Source organism: Serratia sp. 2C06, from assembly GCF_050037615.1.
Classification (GTDB): Bacteria; Pseudomonadota; Gammaproteobacteria; order Enterobacterales; family Enterobacteriaceae; genus Serratia; species Serratia ureilytica.
The window spans coordinates 687,386-705,094 of sequence record NZ_CP188299.1 but is presented as its reverse complement, the minus strand read 5'-3'; the positions used below and the strand labels follow the sequence as shown (position 1 = coordinate 705,094).

Genomic DNA, 17,709 nt, shown 5'->3' with positions numbered 1-17,709 from the left:
GCCACCTCGAGTTAGCAAGCGAAAGCGCCTAACTCACTGCTCTTTAACAATTTATCAGACAATCTGTGTGGGCACTCCACAAGACGATATCCAGCATCTTCGGATGCAAAAAAATATCAAGTCTTGAAGAGTGACTAACTGAAGTAAAATTCATGCAGTGAATCTTTGAGCACCGCTTCTCGAGTGGAAGCAAATCAAGCTTTTAATTGAAGAGTTTGATCATGGCTCAGATTGAACGCTGGCGGCAGGCTTAACACATGCAAGTCGAGCGGTAGCACAGGGGAGCTTGCTCCCCGGGTGACGAGCGGCGGACGGGTGAGTAATGTCTGGGAAACTGCCTGATGGAGGGGGATAACTACTGGAAACGGTAGCTAATACCGCATAACGTCGCAAGACCAAAGAGGGGGACCTTCGGGCCTCTTGCCATCAGATGTGCCCAGATGGGATTAGCTAGTAGGTGGGGTAATGGCTCACCTAGGCGACGATCCCTAGCTGGTCTGAGAGGATGACCAGCCACACTGGAACTGAGACACGGTCCAGACTCCTACGGGAGGCAGCAGTGGGGAATATTGCACAATGGGCGCAAGCCTGATGCAGCCATGCCGCGTGTGTGAAGAAGGCCTTCGGGTTGTAAAGCACTTTCAGCGAGGAGGAAGGTGGTGAACTTAATACGTTCATCAATTGACGTTACTCGCAGAAGAAGCACCGGCTAACTCCGTGCCAGCAGCCGCGGTAATACGGAGGGTGCAAGCGTTAATCGGAATTACTGGGCGTAAAGCGCACGCAGGCGGTTTGTTAAGTCAGATGTGAAATCCCCGGGCTCAACCTGGGAACTGCATTTGAAACTGGCAAGCTAGAGTCTCGTAGAGGGGGGTAGAATTCCAGGTGTAGCGGTGAAATGCGTAGAGATCTGGAGGAATACCGGTGGCGAAGGCGGCCCCCTGGACGAAGACTGACGCTCAGGTGCGAAAGCGTGGGGAGCAAACAGGATTAGATACCCTGGTAGTCCACGCTGTAAACGATGTCGATTTGGAGGTTGTGCCCTTGAGGCGTGGCTTCCGGAGCTAACGCGTTAAATCGACCGCCTGGGGAGTACGGCCGCAAGGTTAAAACTCAAATGAATTGACGGGGGCCCGCACAAGCGGTGGAGCATGTGGTTTAATTCGATGCAACGCGAAGAACCTTACCTACTCTTGACATCCAGAGAACTTAGCAGAGATGCTTTGGTGCCTTCGGGAACTCTGAGACAGGTGCTGCATGGCTGTCGTCAGCTCGTGTTGTGAAATGTTGGGTTAAGTCCCGCAACGAGCGCAACCCTTATCCTTTGTTGCCAGCGGTTCGGCCGGGAACTCAAAGGAGACTGCCAGTGATAAACTGGAGGAAGGTGGGGATGACGTCAAGTCATCATGGCCCTTACGAGTAGGGCTACACACGTGCTACAATGGCGTATACAAAGAGAAGCGACCTCGCGAGAGCAAGCGGACCTCATAAAGTACGTCGTAGTCCGGATTGGAGTCTGCAACTCGACTCCATGAAGTCGGAATCGCTAGTAATCGTAGATCAGAATGCTACGGTGAATACGTTCCCGGGCCTTGTACACACCGCCCGTCACACCATGGGAGTGGGTTGCAAAAGAAGTAGGTAGCTTAACCTTCGGGAGGGCGCTTACCACTTTGTGATTCATGACTGGGGTGAAGTCGTAACAAGGTAACCGTAGGGGAACCTGCGGTTGGATCACCTCCTTACCTAAAGATATTAGTTCGAGTGGCGTGCTCACACAGATTGTCTGATAGAAAGTAACGAGCAGAAATACCTTTATAGGCTTGTAGCTCAGGTGGTTAGAGCGCACCCCTGATAAGGGTGAGGTCGGTGGTTCAAGTCCACTCAGGCCTACCACTTCTTGTAAGTGGAAAAGGTACTGCACGTGACTGTATGGGGCTATAGCTCAGCTGGGAGAGCGCCTGCCTTGCACGCAGGAGGTCAGCGGTTCGATCCCGCTTAGCTCCACCATATAGTCCGGTATTGAATACTTCAGAGTATATTGGCGACAGTATGCTGCGAAGTATTTTGCTCTTTAACAATCTGGAACAAGCTGAAAATTGAAACATGACGGCTGAAATTTATCCCTCCGTAGATGTATTGGGATGAAGAGTAACCTGTCATAGAGTCTCTCAAATGTTTGCAGCGCGAACGATGGAAACATCTTCGGGTTGTGAGGTTAAGTGACTAAGCGTACACGGTGGATGCCTAGGCAGTCAGAGGCGATGAAGGGCGTGCTAATCTGCGAAAAGCGTCGGTAAGGTGATATGAACCGTTATAACCGGCGATACCCGAATGGGGAAACCCAGTGTGTTTCGACACACTATCATGTCATGAATACATAGTGGCATGAGGCGAACCGGGGGAACTGAAACATCTAAGTACCCCGAGGAAAAGAAATCAACCGAGATTCCCCCAGTAGCGGCGAGCGAACGGGGAGGAGCCCAGAACCTGAATCGGCTTGTGTGTTAGTGGAAGCGTCTGGAAAGTCGCGCAGTAAAGGGTGATAGTCCCGTACACTAAAATGCACAGGTCGTGAGTTCGATGAGTAGGGCGGGACACGTGACATCCTGTCTGAATATGGGGGGACCATCCTCCAAGGCTAAATACTCCTGACTGACCGATAGTGAACCAGTACCGTGAGGGAAAGGCGAAAAGAACCCCGGCGAGGGGAGTGAAATAGAACCTGAAACCGTGTACGTACAAGCAGTGGGAGCACCTTCGTGGTGTGACTGCGTACCTTTTGTATAATGGGTCAGCGACTTATATTTTGTAGCAAGGTTAACCGTATAGGGGAGCCGTAGGGAAACCGAGTCTTAACTGGGCGACTAGTTGCAAGGTATAGACCCGAAACCCGGTGATCTAGCCATGGGCAGGTTGAAGGTTGGGTAACACTAACTGGAGGACCGAACCGACTAATGTTGAAAAATTAGCGGATGACTTGTGGCTGGGGGTGAAAGGCCAATCAAACCGGGAGATAGCTGGTTCTCCCCGAAAGCTATTTAGGTAGCGCCTCGTGAACTCATCTTCGGGGGTAGAGCACTGTTTCGGCTAGGGGGCCATCCCGGCTTACCAAACCGATGCAAACTCCGAATACCGAAGAATGTTATCACGGGAGACACACGGCGGGTGCTAACGTCCGTCGTGAAGAGGGAAACAACCCAGACCGCCAGCTAAGGTCCCAAAGTCATGGTTAAGTGGGAAACGATGTGGGAAGGCATAGACAGCCAGGATGTTGGCTTAGAAGCAGCCATCATTTAAAGAAAGCGTAATAGCTCACTGGTCGAGTCGGCCTGCGCGGAAGATGTAACGGGGCTAAACCATGCACCGAAGCTGCGGCAGCGACGCTTAGGCGTTGTTGGGTAGGGGAGCGTTCTGTAAGCCGTTGAAGGTGGCCTGTGAGGGTTGCTGGAGGTATCAGAAGTGCGAATGCTGACATAAGTAACGATAAAGCGGGTGAAAAGCCCGCTCGCCGGAAGACCAAGGGTTCCTGTCCAACGTTAATCGGGGCAGGGTGAGTCGACCCCTAAGGCGAGGCTGAAAAGCGTAGTCGATGGGAAACAGGTTAATATTCCTGTACTTGGTGTTACTGCGAAGGGGGGACGGAGAAGGCTAGGCTAGCCGGGCGACGGTTGTCCCGGTTTAAGCGTGTAGGGGGTGTGACCTGGTAAATCCGGTTGCATACTAACCCTGAGGCGTGATGACGATGCACTACGGTGCAGAAGTAGTTGATGCCCTGCTTCCAGGAAAATCCTCTAAGCTCCAGGTAACATTAAATCGTACCCCAAACCGACACAGGTGGTCAGGTAGAGAATACCAAGGCGCTTGAGAGAACTCGGGTGAAGGAACTAGGCAAAATGGTGCCGTAACTTCGGGAGAAGGCACGCTGGCATGTAGGTGAAGTCCCTCGCGGATGGAGCTGAAGCCAGTCGAAGATACCAGCTGGCTGCAACTGTTTAATAAAAACACAGCACTGTGCAAACACGAAAGTGGACGTATACGGTGTGACGCCTGCCCGGTGCTGGAAGGTTAATTGATGGGGTCAGCCGCAAGGCGAAGCTCTTGATCGAAGCCCCAGTAAACGGCGGCCGTAACTATAACGGTCCTAAGGTAGCGAAATTCCTTGTCGGGTAAGTTCCGACCTGCACGAATGGCGTAATGATGGCCAGGCTGTCTCCACCCGAGACTCAGTGAAATTGAACTCGCTGTGAAGATGCAGTGTACCCGCGGCAAGACGGAAAGACCCCGTGAACCTTTACTATAGCTTGACACTGAACATTGAGCCTTGATGTGTAGGATAGGTGGGAGGCTTTGAAGCGTGGACGCCAGTCTGCGTGGAGCCATCCTTGAAATACCACCCTTTAATGTTTGATGTTCTAACTCGGCCCCATAATCTGGGGTGAGGACAGTGTCTGGTGGGTAGTTTGACTGGGGCGGTCTCCTCCCAAAGAGTAACGGAGGAGCACGAAGGTTAGCTAATCACGGTCGGACATCGTGAGGTTAGTGCAAAGGCATAAGCTAGCTTGACTGCGAGAGTGACGGCTCGAGCAGGTACGAAAGTAGGTCTTAGTGATCCGGTGGTTCTGAATGGAAGGGCCATCGCTCAACGGATAAAAGGTACTCCGGGGATAACAGGCTGATACCGCCCAAGAGTTCATATCGACGGCGGTGTTTGGCACCTCGATGTCGGCTCATCACATCCTGGGGCTGAAGTAGGTCCCAAGGGTATGGCTGTTCGCCATTTAAAGTGGTACGCGAGCTGGGTTTAGAACGTCGTGAGACAGTTCGGTCCCTATCTGCCGTGGGCGTTGGAAGATTGAGAGGGGTTGCTCCTAGTACGAGAGGACCGGAGTGAACGCACCACTGGTGTTCGGGTTGTCATGCCAATGGCATTGCCCGGTAGCTAAGTGCGGAAAAGATAAGCGCTGAAAGCATCTAAGCGCGAAACTTGCCTCAAGATGAGTCTTCCCTGGGCCTTTAAGGCCCCTGAAGGAACGTTTAAGACTAAGACGTTGATAGGCTGGGTGTGTAAGTGCAGCGATGCATTGAGCTAACCAGTACTAATGATCCGTGAGGCTTAACCTTACAACACCGAAGGTGTTTTTAGAGAGATTTTCAGCGACGTTCCAAGATTGGTTCTGATGGCTTCACGGAAGTGAAGCGGTTGGAATGAAACAGAATTTGCCTGGCGGCAATAGCGCGGTGGTCCCACCTGACCCCATGCCGAACTCAGAAGTGAAACGCCGTAGCGCCGATGGTAGTGTGGGGTCTCCCCATGCGAGAGTAGGACACTGCCAGGCATCAAATTAAGCGTGCTGATATGGCTCAGTTGGTAGAGCGCACCCTTGGTAAGGGTGAGGTCCCCAGTTCGACTCTGGGTATCAGCACCACTTTATTTAAAGTGGGTTTAGAAGTTCGGCAGAAAAAAGAATTTGCTTGGCGGCAATAGCGCGGTGGTCCCACCTGACCCCATGCCGAACTCAGAAGTGAAACGCCGTAGCGCCGATGGTAGTGTGGGGTCTCCCCATGCGAGAGTAGGACACTGCCAAGCATCAAATAAAACAACAAGCCTCATGCGAAAGCATGGGGCTTTTTGTTTTGTCTGTTATCTGGCGTTCTGCTCGAGCATGGGCATGCGAAAGGCCCGTCGGGAACGGGCCTTAACGCCGCTTGCGGCGGCCCCGCAGGGGAGAGTCTCAGGATGAGACGAATACTGTAGGACACTGCCAAGCATCAAATAAGCCAAGAGGCCATCCGAAAGGATGGCCTTTTTGCTTTCAGTACCTCTCATCCTCCCTGCCAAGATCCTGACGCAGCTCGCGCAATGAAACATTTTCACCTTTCCGCTGAACGCTCGACATCGACGGAAAAAAACGCTATCTTCGGGCATCTAGAAGTCTAAACGTATAAATGGATGTGTGAGGGTTAAGCAATGCCGATTCGTGTTCCTGATGAGTTACCTGCGGTCAATTTCTTGCGCGGTGAGAATGTCTTCGTGATGACATCCTCACGGGCAAAAACACAGGAAATCAGGCCGCTGAAAGTGCTGATCCTCAACCTGATGCCAAAGAAGATCGAAACGGAAAACCAGTTTTTGCGCCTGCTGTCCAACTCGCCGCTGCAGATTGATATCCAGCTGCTGCGCATCGACAGCCGCGAATCGAAGAACACGCCGGCCGAGCATCTGAACAACTTCTACTGCGACTTCGAGGATATCCAGAATGAGAACTTCGATGGCCTGATTGTCACCGGCGCGCCGCTGGGGCTGGTCGATTTCTGCGATGTTGCCTACTGGCCGCAGATCGAGCGTGTGATCGACTGGGCTAAGAACCACGTTACCTCCACGCTGTTCGTGTGCTGGGCGGTACAGGCGGCGTTGAATATCCTGTACGGCATTCCCAAGATGACGCGCGAAGTGAAGCTCTCCGGCGTTTATCCGCACCAAACGCTGCAGCAGCATGCGTTGCTGACGCGCGGCTTCGACGAAAGCTTCCTGGCGCCGCATTCACGCTATGCCGATTTCCCGACCGAGGTGATTCGCCAATATACCGACCTGGACATCCTGGCCGAATCCGAGCAGGCCGGCGCCTACCTGTTCGCCAGCAGGGATAAGCGCCTGGCGTTCGTCACCGGCCATCCGGAATACGATACAATGACGCTGGCGGGAGAGTATTGTCGCGACAACGAAGCTGGCCTCGATCCTGCCGTACCGCTCAACTACTTCCCCGATGACAACCCCGCACTGACACCGAAAGCCACCTGGCGCAGCCATGGCCACCTGCTGTTTTCCAATTGGCTCAATTATTACGTCTACCAGATCACGCCTTACGATCTGCGCCATATGAATCCGACTCTCGACTGATCTTTTCTGCCTGCCGGCGGCTGAATCGAGGCCGCCGCACTGCTCATCCTCTGCACGATCCTCTTTTTACCCGTCAATTCTCCCAAAAAACCATTGCCTAACAACGCGTTAGTTCGTCTTTGCAATTCTATTGGAACCGATTTCCTTACCTGTTGATCGTGTTATTTATCCTAACCAATTGATAATAAAGTGTTAATAAAATATTTAATAATAAAATGGAAATGGTTTTTGATTTTTATTTTTTGTTGGGTATTCTTAACGCTATCGGGATGAGATCTGACCAGTTTAGGATCGTTTCATCCGCCCTGATCCACAGTGATTTCTGATGAAAATGCGCCGGTCGCCCGGGTGCAACGATGGGAAGGAGCAAGGTCATGACGCAACAGATAGCAGGCACGGAGTTAAGGTTTACGCAGGGTTTCGCCGCTGCGGAGCGCCAGGTGTTAACGGATGAAGCGGTTGAATTTCTGGCGGAACTGGTGGGGAAATTCACGCCACGTCGCAATGAGCTGTTGGCGGCGCGTGCCCGCTGGCAACAAAATATCGATCGCGGCGAATTGCCTGGGTTTATTTCGGAAACCACTTCCATTCGTGAAGGCAATTGGCAGATCCGCGGTATTCCGCAAGACCTGCGCGATCGCCGGGTAGAGATCACCGGGCCGGTCGAGCGCAAGATGGTGATCAATGCGTTGAACGCCAACGTAAAAGTGTTTATGGCGGACTTCGAAGACTCGCTGGCGCCAAGCTGGGACAAAGTCATCGACGGTCAAATCAACCTGCACGATGCGGTTAACGGCACCATTTCCTACACCAATGAAGCCGGCAAAATCTACCAGCTGAAACCGAACCCGGCGGTATTGATCGCTCGCGTACGCGGTCTGCATCTGCCGGAGAAGCACGTGCTGTGGCGTGATGAGGCCATTCCCGGCGGCCTGTTCGATTTCGCGCTGTACTTCTACCACAACTATCGCCAGCTGCTGGCCAAGGGCAGCGGCCCGTATTTCTACCTGCCGAAAACCCAGTCCTGGGAGGAAGCGGCCTGGTGGAGCGATGTCTTCAGCTTTACCGAGGATCGTTTCGATCTGCCGCGCGGCACCATCAAGGCGACCGTGCTGATCGAAACTCTGCCGGCGGTGTTCCAGATGGACGAGATCCTGTATCACCTGCGCGATCACATCGTCGGTCTGAACTGCGGCCGCTGGGATTACATCTTCAGCTACATCAAAACGCTGAAGAACCACGGCGATCGCGTGCTGCCGGATCGTCAGTCGGTAACCATGGAAAAACCTTTCCTCAGCGCCTATTCGCGCCTGTTGATCAAAACCTGTCATAAGCGCGGCGCGTTCGCCATGGGCGGCATGGCGGCGTTTATCCCGAGCAAAGACGCCGAGAAAAACGCCTGGGTGCTGAATAAGGTGCGGGCGGACAAAGAGCTGGAGGCCAACAATGGCCACGACGGCACCTGGGTGGCGCACCCGGGCTTGGCGGACACGGTGATGGAGGTGTTCGGCAACGCATTGGGCGATCGTCAAAACCAGCTGGACGTGCTGCGTGAGCAGGATGCGCCGATCAGCGCCGCGCAACTGCTGGAACCGTGCGACGGCGAACGCACCGAAGCGGGGATGCGCGCCAATATCCGCGTGGCGGTGCAGTACATCGAAGCCTGGATCTCCGGCAACGGCTGCGTGCCGATTTACGGTTTGATGGAAGATGCGGCGACGGCGGAGATCTCCCGTACGTCTATCTGGCAGTGGATCCACCACGAGAAGAGCCTGAACGACAGGCGCCCGGTCACCAAGGCGCTGTTCCGCCAGATGTTGCAAGAAGAGATGTTGGTGGTGCGTGAAGAAGTAGGGGAAGCGCGCTTTAACGCCGGCCGGTTCGAAGAGGCGGCGCGCCTGATGGAGCGCATCACCACGCAAGATGAATTAATCGATTTCCTGACGTTGCCCGGCTATGAGCTGCTGGCCTGAACTTTCCCAATCAACCCTACATGACTGAAAGGATAAAAATTATGTCTACCTCTCGCTCTCAACAGATCCAGCAGCTGGAACAGGAATGGAAATCGGCCCGTTGGGAAGGCATTACCCGCCCTTACAGCGCTGAAGACGTGATCAATCTGCGCGGTTCGGTCAACCCGGAATGCACCCTGGCGCAAAACGGCGCCGCCAAACTGTGGGCGTTACTGAATGGCAAGGCGCGCAAAGGCTACGTGAACTGCCTGGGCGCGCTGACCGGCGGCCAGGCGCTGCAGCAGGCCAAAGCCGGCGTCGAGGCCATCTACTTGTCCGGTTGGCAGGTGGCGGCCGACGCCAACAGCGCGGCCGCCATGTACCCTGACCAATCGCTGTATCCGGTGGACTCGGTGCCGAAGGTGGTCGAGCGCATCAACAACACCTTCCGCCGCGCCGATCAGATCCAATGGGCGAACCAGATTGAGCCGGGCAGCAAAGGGTACACCGATTATTTCCTGCCGATCGTCGCTGATGCGGAAGCCGGCTTCGGCGGCGTATTGAACGCCTTTGAGCTGATGAAAGCGATGATTACCGCCGGGGCCGCCGGGGTGCACTTCGAAGATCAGCTGGCGGCGGTGAAGAAATGCGGCCATATGGGCGGCAAAGTGCTGGTGCCGACGCAAGAAGCGATCCAGAAACTGGTCGCCGCGCGCCTGGCGGCCGACGTGCTCGGCGTGCCGACGCTGGTGATCGCCCGTACCGACGCCGATGCGGCCGACCTGCTGACCTCTGACTGCGATCCGTATGACAGCGCCTTCGTCACCGGCGAGCGTACGGCGGAAGGCTTCTTCCGCACCCATGCCGGCGTCGAGCAGGCGATCAGCCGCGGTCTGGCTTATGCCCCTTACGCCGATATGGTGTGGTGCGAAACCTCAACGCCGGATCTGGATGCCGCCCAGCGCTTCGCCGACGCCATCCACGCCAAATACCCAGGCAAGCTGCTGGCCTACAACTGCTCGCCGTCGTTCAACTGGAAGAAGAACCTCGACGACCAGACCATCGCCCGCTTCCAGCAGGCGCTGTCGGACATGGGCTACAAGTATCAGTTCATCACGCTGGCGGGCATCCACAGCATGTGGTTCAACATGTTCGACCTGGCGCACGCCTATGCGCAGGGCGAAGGGATGAAACACTACGTCGAGAAAGTGCAGCAGGCGGAGTTCGCCGCGGTGGAGCGCGGTTACACCTTCGCGTCGCACCAGCAAGAGGTGGGCACCGGCTACTTCGACAAGGTCACCACCATCATTCAGGGCGGCGCCTCTTCGGTCACCGCGCTGACCGGTTCGACGGAAGAACAGCAGTTCTGATGCGGCAAGCTTGAAGACGTTTCACCCGGAGCCTGCATGCGCAGGCTTCTTTTTCTGGTGGGGGTAAGGATGGCGGCAAAACTGGAGTTGTTGATCGCACAGACGATCCTGCAGGGCTTCGATGCGCAGTACGGCCGCTTTCTGGAAGTGACCGCCGGCGCGCAGCAGCGCTTTGAGCAGGCGGACTGGCCGGCGGTGCAGCAGGCGATGAAAAAGCGCATCCATCTGTACGACCATCACGTCGGTCTGGTGGTGGAGCAGCTTAAATGCATCACCGGGCAGAAATATTTCGACGCCGACTTCCCCAGCCGGGTCAAAGCGGTCTATATCGACCTGCTGCCGGACTACCCGCGTTTTGAGATCGCCGAAAGCTTCTTCAACTCGGTCTATTGCCGGTTGTTCAAGCATCGCGATCTGACGCCGGACAAGCTGTTCGTTTTCAGTTCGCAGCCGGAACGGCGTTTTCGCGACATTCCGCGTCCGCTGGCGCGCGATTTTACCCCCAATGGCGATCTGCCGGCGATGCTGCGCAGCATCTTGAGCGATCTGCCGCTGCGGTTGCCGTGGGAGGATCTGACACGCGACATTCGCTACATCATTCAGGCGCTGCAACGCGCCTTCAGCCCACAGCAACTGACGGGGGCGACCTTCCAGATCGCCAACGAGCTGTTCTATCGCAACAAGGCCGCCTGGCTGGTCGGCAAGTTGCGCCTGGCCGACGGCGTTTACCCGTTCCTGTTGCCGATTCACCACAGCGAATCGGGCGCGCTGTTTATCGACGCCTGCCTGACCGGCAAGGCCGAGGCCAGCATCGTCTTCGGTTTCGCCCGCTCTTATTTCATGGTCTACGCACCGCTGCCGGCGGCGATGGTGGAGTGGCTGCGCGAGATCCTGCCGGGCAAGACCACCGCCGAGCTGTACATGGCGATCGGCTGCCAAAAACACGGCAAAACCGAATGCTATCGCGAATACCTGACCTTTATGGCGCACTCACAGGAACAGTTCATCATCGCGCCGGGCGTGAAAGGCATGGTGATGCTGGTGTTCACCCTGCCGTCCTTCGATCGGGTGTTTAAAGTGATCAAGGATGAGTTCGCCCCGCAGAAAGAGGTGACGCAGGCGCAGGTGATGGCTTGCTATCAGCTGGTGAAAGAGCACGATCGCGTCGGGCGCATGGCGGATACCCAGGAGTACGAAAATTTCGTCGTCGACAAGGCGCGTCTCAGCCCTGAGCTATTGGCGGAGCTGCGGCGTGAAGTGCCGGGCAAGCTGGAAGATCTCGGCGATCGCATCGTGATCAAACATCTGTATATGGAACGGCGCATGACGCCGCTGAACCTGTATCTGGAGCAGGCCAACGACCAGCAAATGCGCGATGCGATTGAAGAGTACGGCAATGCGATCAAGCAGTTGGCCGCCGCCAATATTTTCCCCGGCGATATGCTGTTCAAGAACTTCGGCGTGACGCGCCACGGGCGTGTGGTGTTCTACGACTACGACGAGATTTGCTACATGACCGAGGTCAACTTCCGCGACATTCCACCGCCGCGTTATCCGGAGGACGAGCTGGCCAGCGAGCCGTGGTACAGCATCGCGCCCAACGATGTGTTCCCGGAAGAGTTCCGCCACTTCCTGTGCGGCGATCGGCGCATTCGGCAGGTGTTTGAAGAGTTGCACAGCGATCTGTTTACCGCGGAGTATTGGCGCGGGTTGCAGCAGCGCATCCGCGAGGGGCATGTGGAAGACGTGTTCGCTTATCGCAAGAAGCAGCGGTTCAGCCAGCGCAGCGGGGCGGCGCTGCCGGCCGCCACCGCTGCGATGTAAATCAGGCCTGGGCGCCCGCGACGGCGGCGCGCGCCAGTTCGGTAATGCGCGCGTAGTCGCCGCTTTCGAGCGCGTCCGCCGGCACCAGCCAGGAGCCGCCGATGCACAGCACGCTTTTCAGCGCCAGATAGCTGCGGTAATTGTCCGGCGAGATGCCGCCGGTCGGGCAGAAACGCACCTGCGGGAATGGGCCGCCGATCGCCTGCAGCGCTTTTACGCCGCCGTTGGCTTCCGCCGGGAAGAATTTAAATTCGCGCAGGCCGTAATCCATGCCCTGCATCAGCTCGGAAACGGTGCTGATGCCCGGTATAAGGGGAATGGAACCGGCGGTGGCGGCTTTGAGCAGCTCGTCGGTCAGCCCCGGGCTGATGGCGAACTGCGCGCCGGCCTCGGTCACTTCCCGCAGCTGCTGCGGATTGATCACCGTACCGGCGCCGATGATCGCTTCCGGCACCTCTTGGGCGATGGCGCGAATGGCGTCCATGGCGCAGGCGGTGCGCAGCGTCACCTCCAGCACCCGCACGCCGCCGGCGACCAGCGCTTTCGCCAGCGGCACCGCATGTTCCAGCTTGTTGATCACGATGACCGGCACCACCGGCCCCGCCGTCAGGATCTGCTCGGCGCTTGTTGTCCACTTGTTCATGCTGACGTTCTCCTCTGTGGCCGCCGCCAGGCGGCGATGCGGCCAGGCTATCGATTAAAATTTGATGCAGCAGGCGCCCTGCTCGGCGCCTGACAGCTGGCTGCGCAGCGCGCCGAACAGCTCGCGGCCGCAGCCGATGTGTTCGGCGCTCAGATCGGGTTGGCAAGGCGTGCGCCGCGCCAACTCGTCGGCGTCGACCAGCACCTGCAGCTCGCCGCTGCGGCCGTTGACGCGGATCGGATCGCCGTCGCGCACTTTCGCCAGCAGGCCGCCGGTATAGGCTTCCGGGGTGACGTGAATGGCGGAAGGCACCTTGCCGGAGGCGCCGGACAGGCGGCCGTCGGTCACCAGCGCCACTTTGAAGCCGCGATCCATCAACACGCCCAGCGGCGGCATCAGCTTGTGCAGCTCCGGCATGCCGTTGGCCTGCGGCCCCTGGAAGCGCACCACCACCACGCAATCGCGATCCAGCTTGCCGGCTTCGAACGCCGGCACGATATCGTGCTGGCTGTCGAACACCACCGCCGGCGCTTCGATGATCTGGTTATCGGCGGGCACCGCCGAAGTTTTCATCACTGCGCGGCCCAGATTGCCGGCCATCACTTTGGTGCCGCCATGATGTTCGAACGGCTGGGCCACGCTGGCGATCACGCTGGCGTCGAGCGAGCCGGCCACGCCTTCGCGCCATATCAATTGGCCGTTGTCCAGCCACGGTTCCTGGGTGTAGCGGCGCAGGCCGAAACCGGCCACGGTGTGCACGTCTTCGTGCAGCAGGCCGTGTTGCAGCAGCTCGCGCACCACCAGCGGCACGCCGCCGGCGGCCTGGAATTGGTTGATGTCGGCCGGGCCGTTCGGGTAGATGCGGCACAGCAGCGGCACCGCCTCCGACAGCTCCGAGAAATCGTCCCAGGTGATGATGATGCCCGCCGCCCGCGCCATCGCCACCAGATGCATGGTCAGGTTGGTGGAGCCGCCGGTGGCCAGCAGCGAGACGATGCCGTTCACCACCACTTTCTCGTCCACCAGGCGGCCGATCGGCAGGTAGTTGCCGGCGGTATCGGTCAGTCGGGTCACCTGGCGCGCGGCGGCGTCGTTCAGCGCGTCGCGCAGCGGCGTGTCCGGATGGACGAAGGAGGCGCCCGGCAGATGCAGACCCATCACTTCCATCACCATCTGGTTGGTGTTGGCGGTGCCGTAGAAGGTGCAGGTGCCGATGCCGTGATAAGAGGCCGCCTCGGCCTCCAGCAGCGCCAGACGGTCGGCCTTGCCCTCGGCGTACAGCTGGCGCACGCGCACTTTTTCCTTGTTCGGCAGGCCGCTGCTCATCGGGCCGGCCGGCACGAACAGCGCGGGCAGGTGGCCGAAGGAGAGGGCGGCCATCACCAGCCCCGGCACGATCTTGTCGCAGATGCCGAGGAACAGCGCGCCGTCGAACATATTGTGCGACAGGCCGACGGCGGCCGACATGGCGATCACGTCGCGGCTCATCAGCGACAGCTCCATGCCGTCCTGCCCCTGCGTCACCCCGTCGCACATCGCCGGCACGCCGCCGGCCACCTGGCCCACGGCGCCGACCGCCTTCAGCGCCTGCTTCAGCCGCTGCGGGTAGTGTTCGTACGGCTGGTGGGCCGACAGCATGTCATTGTAAGCGGTGATGATGGCGATATCGCTGCGCACCATGTTTTTCAGCGACGCCTTGTCATCGGGCTGACAGGCGGCGAAGCCGTGGGCCAGGTTGCCGCAGGCGAGCTGCGCGCGGTGGACGGTTTGGGAGCGGGCGGCCTCGATACGCGCCAGATAGGCGGCGCGGCTGGCCTGGGAACGGTCGATGATGCGCTGTGTGACACGGGACAAGGTTGGATTAATCATGCCTTCCTCACATTGCTGTTGTTATAGTCGCCGCCTGTGGCGGTGCCCCCGGGGGTGATTTGCAGCCCTGGTGTGCAAGGCCGGGGGCGATTCAGGATTTAAAACATCGTGAATGCAATCATGCCGATGGCGCCGCCGACGCTGCCCAGAATGGTTTCCATCACCGTCCAGGTTTTCAGCGTTTGCAGTTCGTTGGCGCCGGTGAATTTGCCGAACAGCCAGAAGCCGGCGTCGTTGACGTGGCTCAGCACGATGGAGCCGCCGGCGATGCAGATGGCCAGCGCGGCCAGTTGCCCGCCGTTCAGACCGAGCTGACTGGTGACCGGCAGCACCAGACCGACGGTGGTCAGGCAGGCGACGGTGGCCGAGCCCTGAATCACCCGCACCATGGCGGACAGCGCGAAGGCGGCCACGGCGATCGGCAGGCCGGCGCCGATCATGGCGTCACCCAACGCCGGCCCTACGCCGGAATCCACCAGGATCTGCTTGAACACCCCGCCGGCGCCGGTCATCAGCAGGATGATCCCGGCCGGCTGCACCGCAGCGGAACAGATGGCCAGGGTCTGTTCGTTGCTCATGCCGCGCGGCTTCGCCAGACCGTAAATCACGATCAGGCAGGCCAGCAGGATGGCGGTGAACGGGTGGCCGATAAACTCCAGCCACTGCTGCAGCTGCGAGCCGGGGGTGACCAGCCGCGCGCCGATGGTTTTCATGCCGACCAGCACCAGCGGGCACAGCACCAGCGCCAGGCTGAAGCCGAACGACGGCAGATTGCCCTTGGTCAGCGTCGGCTCATTCTCTTCCGGCGGCATCGGCCAGTTGACGAAACGGCTGATAAAGCTGCCGTACAGCGGGCCGGCGATCAGCATGCCGATCACCGCCGCCACCAGGCCGATGGCGATCATCCAGCCGAAATCGGCCTTCATCTGCGACGCCAGCAGCATCGGCACCGGCCCCGGCAGCAGGAAGGAGGCGGCGGCGGCCACGCCGGCGAACAGCGGGATCGCCAGCTTGACGATATTGCCGTCGGTGCGGCGCGCCACGGCGAACACGATGCCGATCAGCAGCACCACCGCCACGTCGAAGAACAGCGGCAGTGCGCAGATCAGCCCGGCGATGCCGAGCGCGTAGTGCGCCTTGCTTTGTCCGAATCGTTTCAGCAATTGCGCCGCAATTTGATCGAGCGCGCCGACCTCATGCAGGATCTTGCCGAACATCGCCCCGAGCGCCACCACGATCGCCAGGAAGCCCAGCGTGTCGCCCATGCCTTTTTGCATGGTGTCGGCGATGTGTTCCAGCGGCATGCCGGAGAAAATGCCGGCGGCGATGGACACCAGCATCAGCGCGACGAAGGCGTGCATGCGCGCCTTCATCACCAGGAATAACAGCAGTAAAACCGAGCCGACTGCGGTACCGACCAGCGTTACGGTACTCACGCGCACACGTCCTGCGGCAGGAAGCTCTGGATATGGCGCACGGTATCGGCGATCACCGCGTCCAGCGGCTGATTGATGTCGATCGCCATCACGTCGTTCTCGTCGGCGCCCGGTTGCTCCAGCGCGGCGAACTGGGTGACCAGCATCTGCGGCTTGAAGAAGTGGCCGTTGCGCGCCGCCAGGCGGGATTCGATCACCGGGAACTCGCCGTGCAGATAGATGAATGACAGGTTGCCGTTGCCGGCGCGCAGGCGGTCGCGATACTGCTTTTTCAACGCCGAACAGACGATGATCGACACGTTGTTGGTGCGCTGCATGGCGAAGGCGGCGTCATTGAGCGCGGCCAGCCACGGGGCGCGATCGTCATCGTTCAACGCTTCGCCGGCGGCCATCTTCAGGATATTGCTGCGCGGGTGCAGGAAGTCGCCGTCGAGGAAGCCGGCGGAGAGTTGGCGGGCCGCGGCGGCGGCGACGGCGGACTTGCCGCTGCCGGAAACGCCCATAACGACGTAAATGCGATTTTGATTGTTGGTCATGGCTTGGCTCCAAAACACCGGGTGACGTTACCTTCGTTCAATTTGATTGTTACCGGTAACATGTTATCGGTAACATTGTCGAAGGAAGTTTGAGCGGTTGCAATGGGCTTTCGCCGTGAGGATCGTTAACTGTGATCGGCTTCAAGCTTTTTTCCTGTGCGCTAAACAGGATGCCGACAGCCTGTTACATGCTGACAACAGAGCATGGCAGGGGAGCAGGGGCGCACTGGGGCGCCCCTCGGATGAGCAGGATTAGCGCACGCCGCCGTAGGCCAGGCTGATCTCTTTCGCCGCGTGGATCACCAGCGCGCCCAGCTCGATCACACGATCGTCGGTGATGCGCGACACCGGGCCGGAGATGGAAATGGCGGCGAAGGCTTCGCGGTGCTCGTCGAAGATGCAGGCCGCCACGCAGCGCAGGCCGAGCGCGTGCTCTTCGTCGTCAAAGGAGAAGCCCTGTTTGCGGATCTGCGCCAGCCCCTCTTTCAGGTTGTGCGGCGTCAGGGTATGCGGCGTGTAGGTGTGCATGCCTTTCTTGTGCAGCAGTTTGGTCACCTGATCGTCCGGCAGGGTGGCGAGGAACGCTTTGCCGGCACCGGAGGCGTGCATCGGCAGTTTGCCGCCGATCGGCGCCGACATGCGCATCAGCGCCGTGCACTGCACCTGATCGATGATGATCGCCTGGTACTCGCTGGTATCCAGCACCGCCAGGTTGACGGTTTCGCCGGATTCCTCCATCAGGCGGCGCAGCGTCGGATGCACCATCGCCAGCAGGTTGCGGCTTTGCAGGAAGCTGCTGCCGACCACAAAGGCGTGCGAGCCGATGGTCCACAGGCCGAGATCGCCGACCTGACGCACGAATCCCTGCTGCTGCATGGTGGTGAGCAGGCGGTGAGTGGTGGAATTCGGCAGGCCGGCCTGCTGGGCCAGATCGGTCAGCGCCACGTTGCCCTGGGCTTCCGAAATGTATTCCAACAGTTTCAGGCCACGGGTCAACGATTGTACCTGACCGGTCGCCGCACTGGCGGCGGGAGCTGCTGCGCGGGGCTTCTTGCCGCGCTTGGCGGGAGCAGGGGTGGCCATGGGTGAGATTCCTTTTTCCGTATGATGGAATTCATTTTCGTTTTTTGTCGATGAATTGCAAGCCGCCGTCAGCTCATCGGAGGTGTTGGCGCACA

At 58.6% G+C, this 17,709-nt stretch carries 9 protein-coding genes, 3 tRNA genes and 4 rRNA genes; 11 read left to right on the top strand and 5 right to left on the bottom strand.

Going from position 1 to position 17,709, the window contains the following annotated elements:
- Positions 1-203: 203 nt before the first annotated feature.
- The 11 genes from ACP3TA_RS03755 (at position 204) to aceK (ending at position 12,047) form a co-directional block, all read left to right on the top strand.
- A 16S ribosomal RNA gene (locus ACP3TA_RS03755) occupies positions 204-1,745 on the top strand.
- A 74-nt stretch (positions 1,746-1,819) separates the two neighbouring features.
- Positions 1,820-1,896, top strand: a tRNA-Ile gene (locus ACP3TA_RS03750).
- A 38-nt stretch (positions 1,897-1,934) separates the two neighbouring features.
- A tRNA-Ala gene (locus ACP3TA_RS03745) sits at positions 1,935-2,010 on the top strand.
- Positions 2,011-2,216: 206 nt separating this feature from the next.
- Positions 2,217-5,124, top strand: a 23S ribosomal RNA gene (locus ACP3TA_RS03740).
- A gap of 99 nt (positions 5,125-5,223) precedes the next feature.
- Positions 5,224-5,339: ribosomal RNA gene (rrf, locus tag ACP3TA_RS03735) — 5S ribosomal RNA — on the top strand.
- Between the two features lie 14 nt (positions 5,340-5,353).
- A tRNA-Thr gene (locus ACP3TA_RS03730) sits at positions 5,354-5,429 on the top strand.
- 45 nt (positions 5,430-5,474) lie between these two features.
- Positions 5,475-5,590: ribosomal RNA gene (rrf, locus tag ACP3TA_RS03725) — 5S ribosomal RNA — on the top strand.
- The 16S, 23S and 5S rRNA genes sit together here with 3 tRNA genes alongside, the layout of an rRNA operon.
- A 381-nt stretch (positions 5,591-5,971) precedes the next feature.
- A complete protein-coding gene (gene metA / locus ACP3TA_RS03720; protein ID WP_033644374.1) occupies positions 5,972-6,901 on the top strand; it encodes a homoserine O-acetyltransferase MetA in 930 nt (309 codons plus the stop codon).
- A 374-nt stretch (positions 6,902-7,275) separates the two neighbouring features.
- A complete protein-coding gene (gene aceB, locus ACP3TA_RS03715) occupies positions 7,276-8,874 on the top strand; it encodes a malate synthase A (protein ID WP_206196500.1) in 1,599 nt (532 codons plus the stop codon).
- A gap of 41 nt (positions 8,875-8,915) precedes the next feature.
- The gene (gene aceA, locus ACP3TA_RS03710; RefSeq protein ID WP_033639246.1) at positions 8,916-10,223 is read left to right on the top strand and encodes an isocitrate lyase; all 1,308 of its coding nucleotides are present in this window, start codon (positions 8,916-8,918) and stop codon (positions 10,221-10,223) included.
- A gap of 69 nt (positions 10,224-10,292) precedes the next feature.
- Entirely contained in the window at positions 10,293-12,047 is a 1,755-nt protein-coding gene (gene aceK, locus ACP3TA_RS03705) for a bifunctional isocitrate dehydrogenase kinase/phosphatase (protein ID WP_060660186.1), read from the top strand.
- 1 nt (position 12,048) lies between these two features.
- Here the strand turns inward: aceK and ACP3TA_RS03700 are convergent, their stop codons facing one another.
- The 5 genes from ACP3TA_RS03700 to iclR form a co-directional block, all read right to left on the bottom strand.
- A complete protein-coding gene (locus tag ACP3TA_RS03700; RefSeq protein WP_025304481.1) occupies positions 12,049-12,690 on the bottom strand; it encodes a bifunctional 4-hydroxy-2-oxoglutarate aldolase/2-dehydro-3-deoxy-phosphogluconate aldolase in 642 nt (213 codons plus the stop codon).
- Positions 12,691-12,744: 54 nt separating this feature from the next.
- A complete protein-coding gene (gene edd / locus ACP3TA_RS03695) occupies positions 12,745-14,559 on the bottom strand; it encodes a phosphogluconate dehydratase (RefSeq protein WP_033644379.1) in 1,815 nt (604 codons plus the stop codon).
- Between the two features lie 98 nt (positions 14,560-14,657).
- Complete coding sequence (gene gntU, locus ACP3TA_RS03690) at positions 14,658-15,995, bottom strand: gluconate transporter (RefSeq protein ID WP_025304479.1); 1,338 nt, start codon at positions 15,993-15,995, stop codon at positions 14,658-14,660.
- Positions 15,992-16,531: a gluconokinase gene (gene gntK, locus ACP3TA_RS03685; protein WP_004936645.1), complete on the bottom strand. Its 540-nt coding sequence runs from the start codon at positions 16,529-16,531 to the stop codon at positions 15,992-15,994. The genes gntU and gntK overlap by 4 nt, the downstream gene beginning before the upstream one ends.
- A 252-nt stretch (positions 16,532-16,783) precedes the next feature.
- The gene (iclR, locus tag ACP3TA_RS03680) at positions 16,784-17,614 is read right to left on the bottom strand and encodes a glyoxylate bypass operon transcriptional repressor IclR (RefSeq protein ID WP_004936648.1); all 831 of its coding nucleotides are present in this window, start codon (positions 17,612-17,614) and stop codon (positions 16,784-16,786) included.
- Positions 17,615-17,709 lie beyond the last annotated feature (95 nt).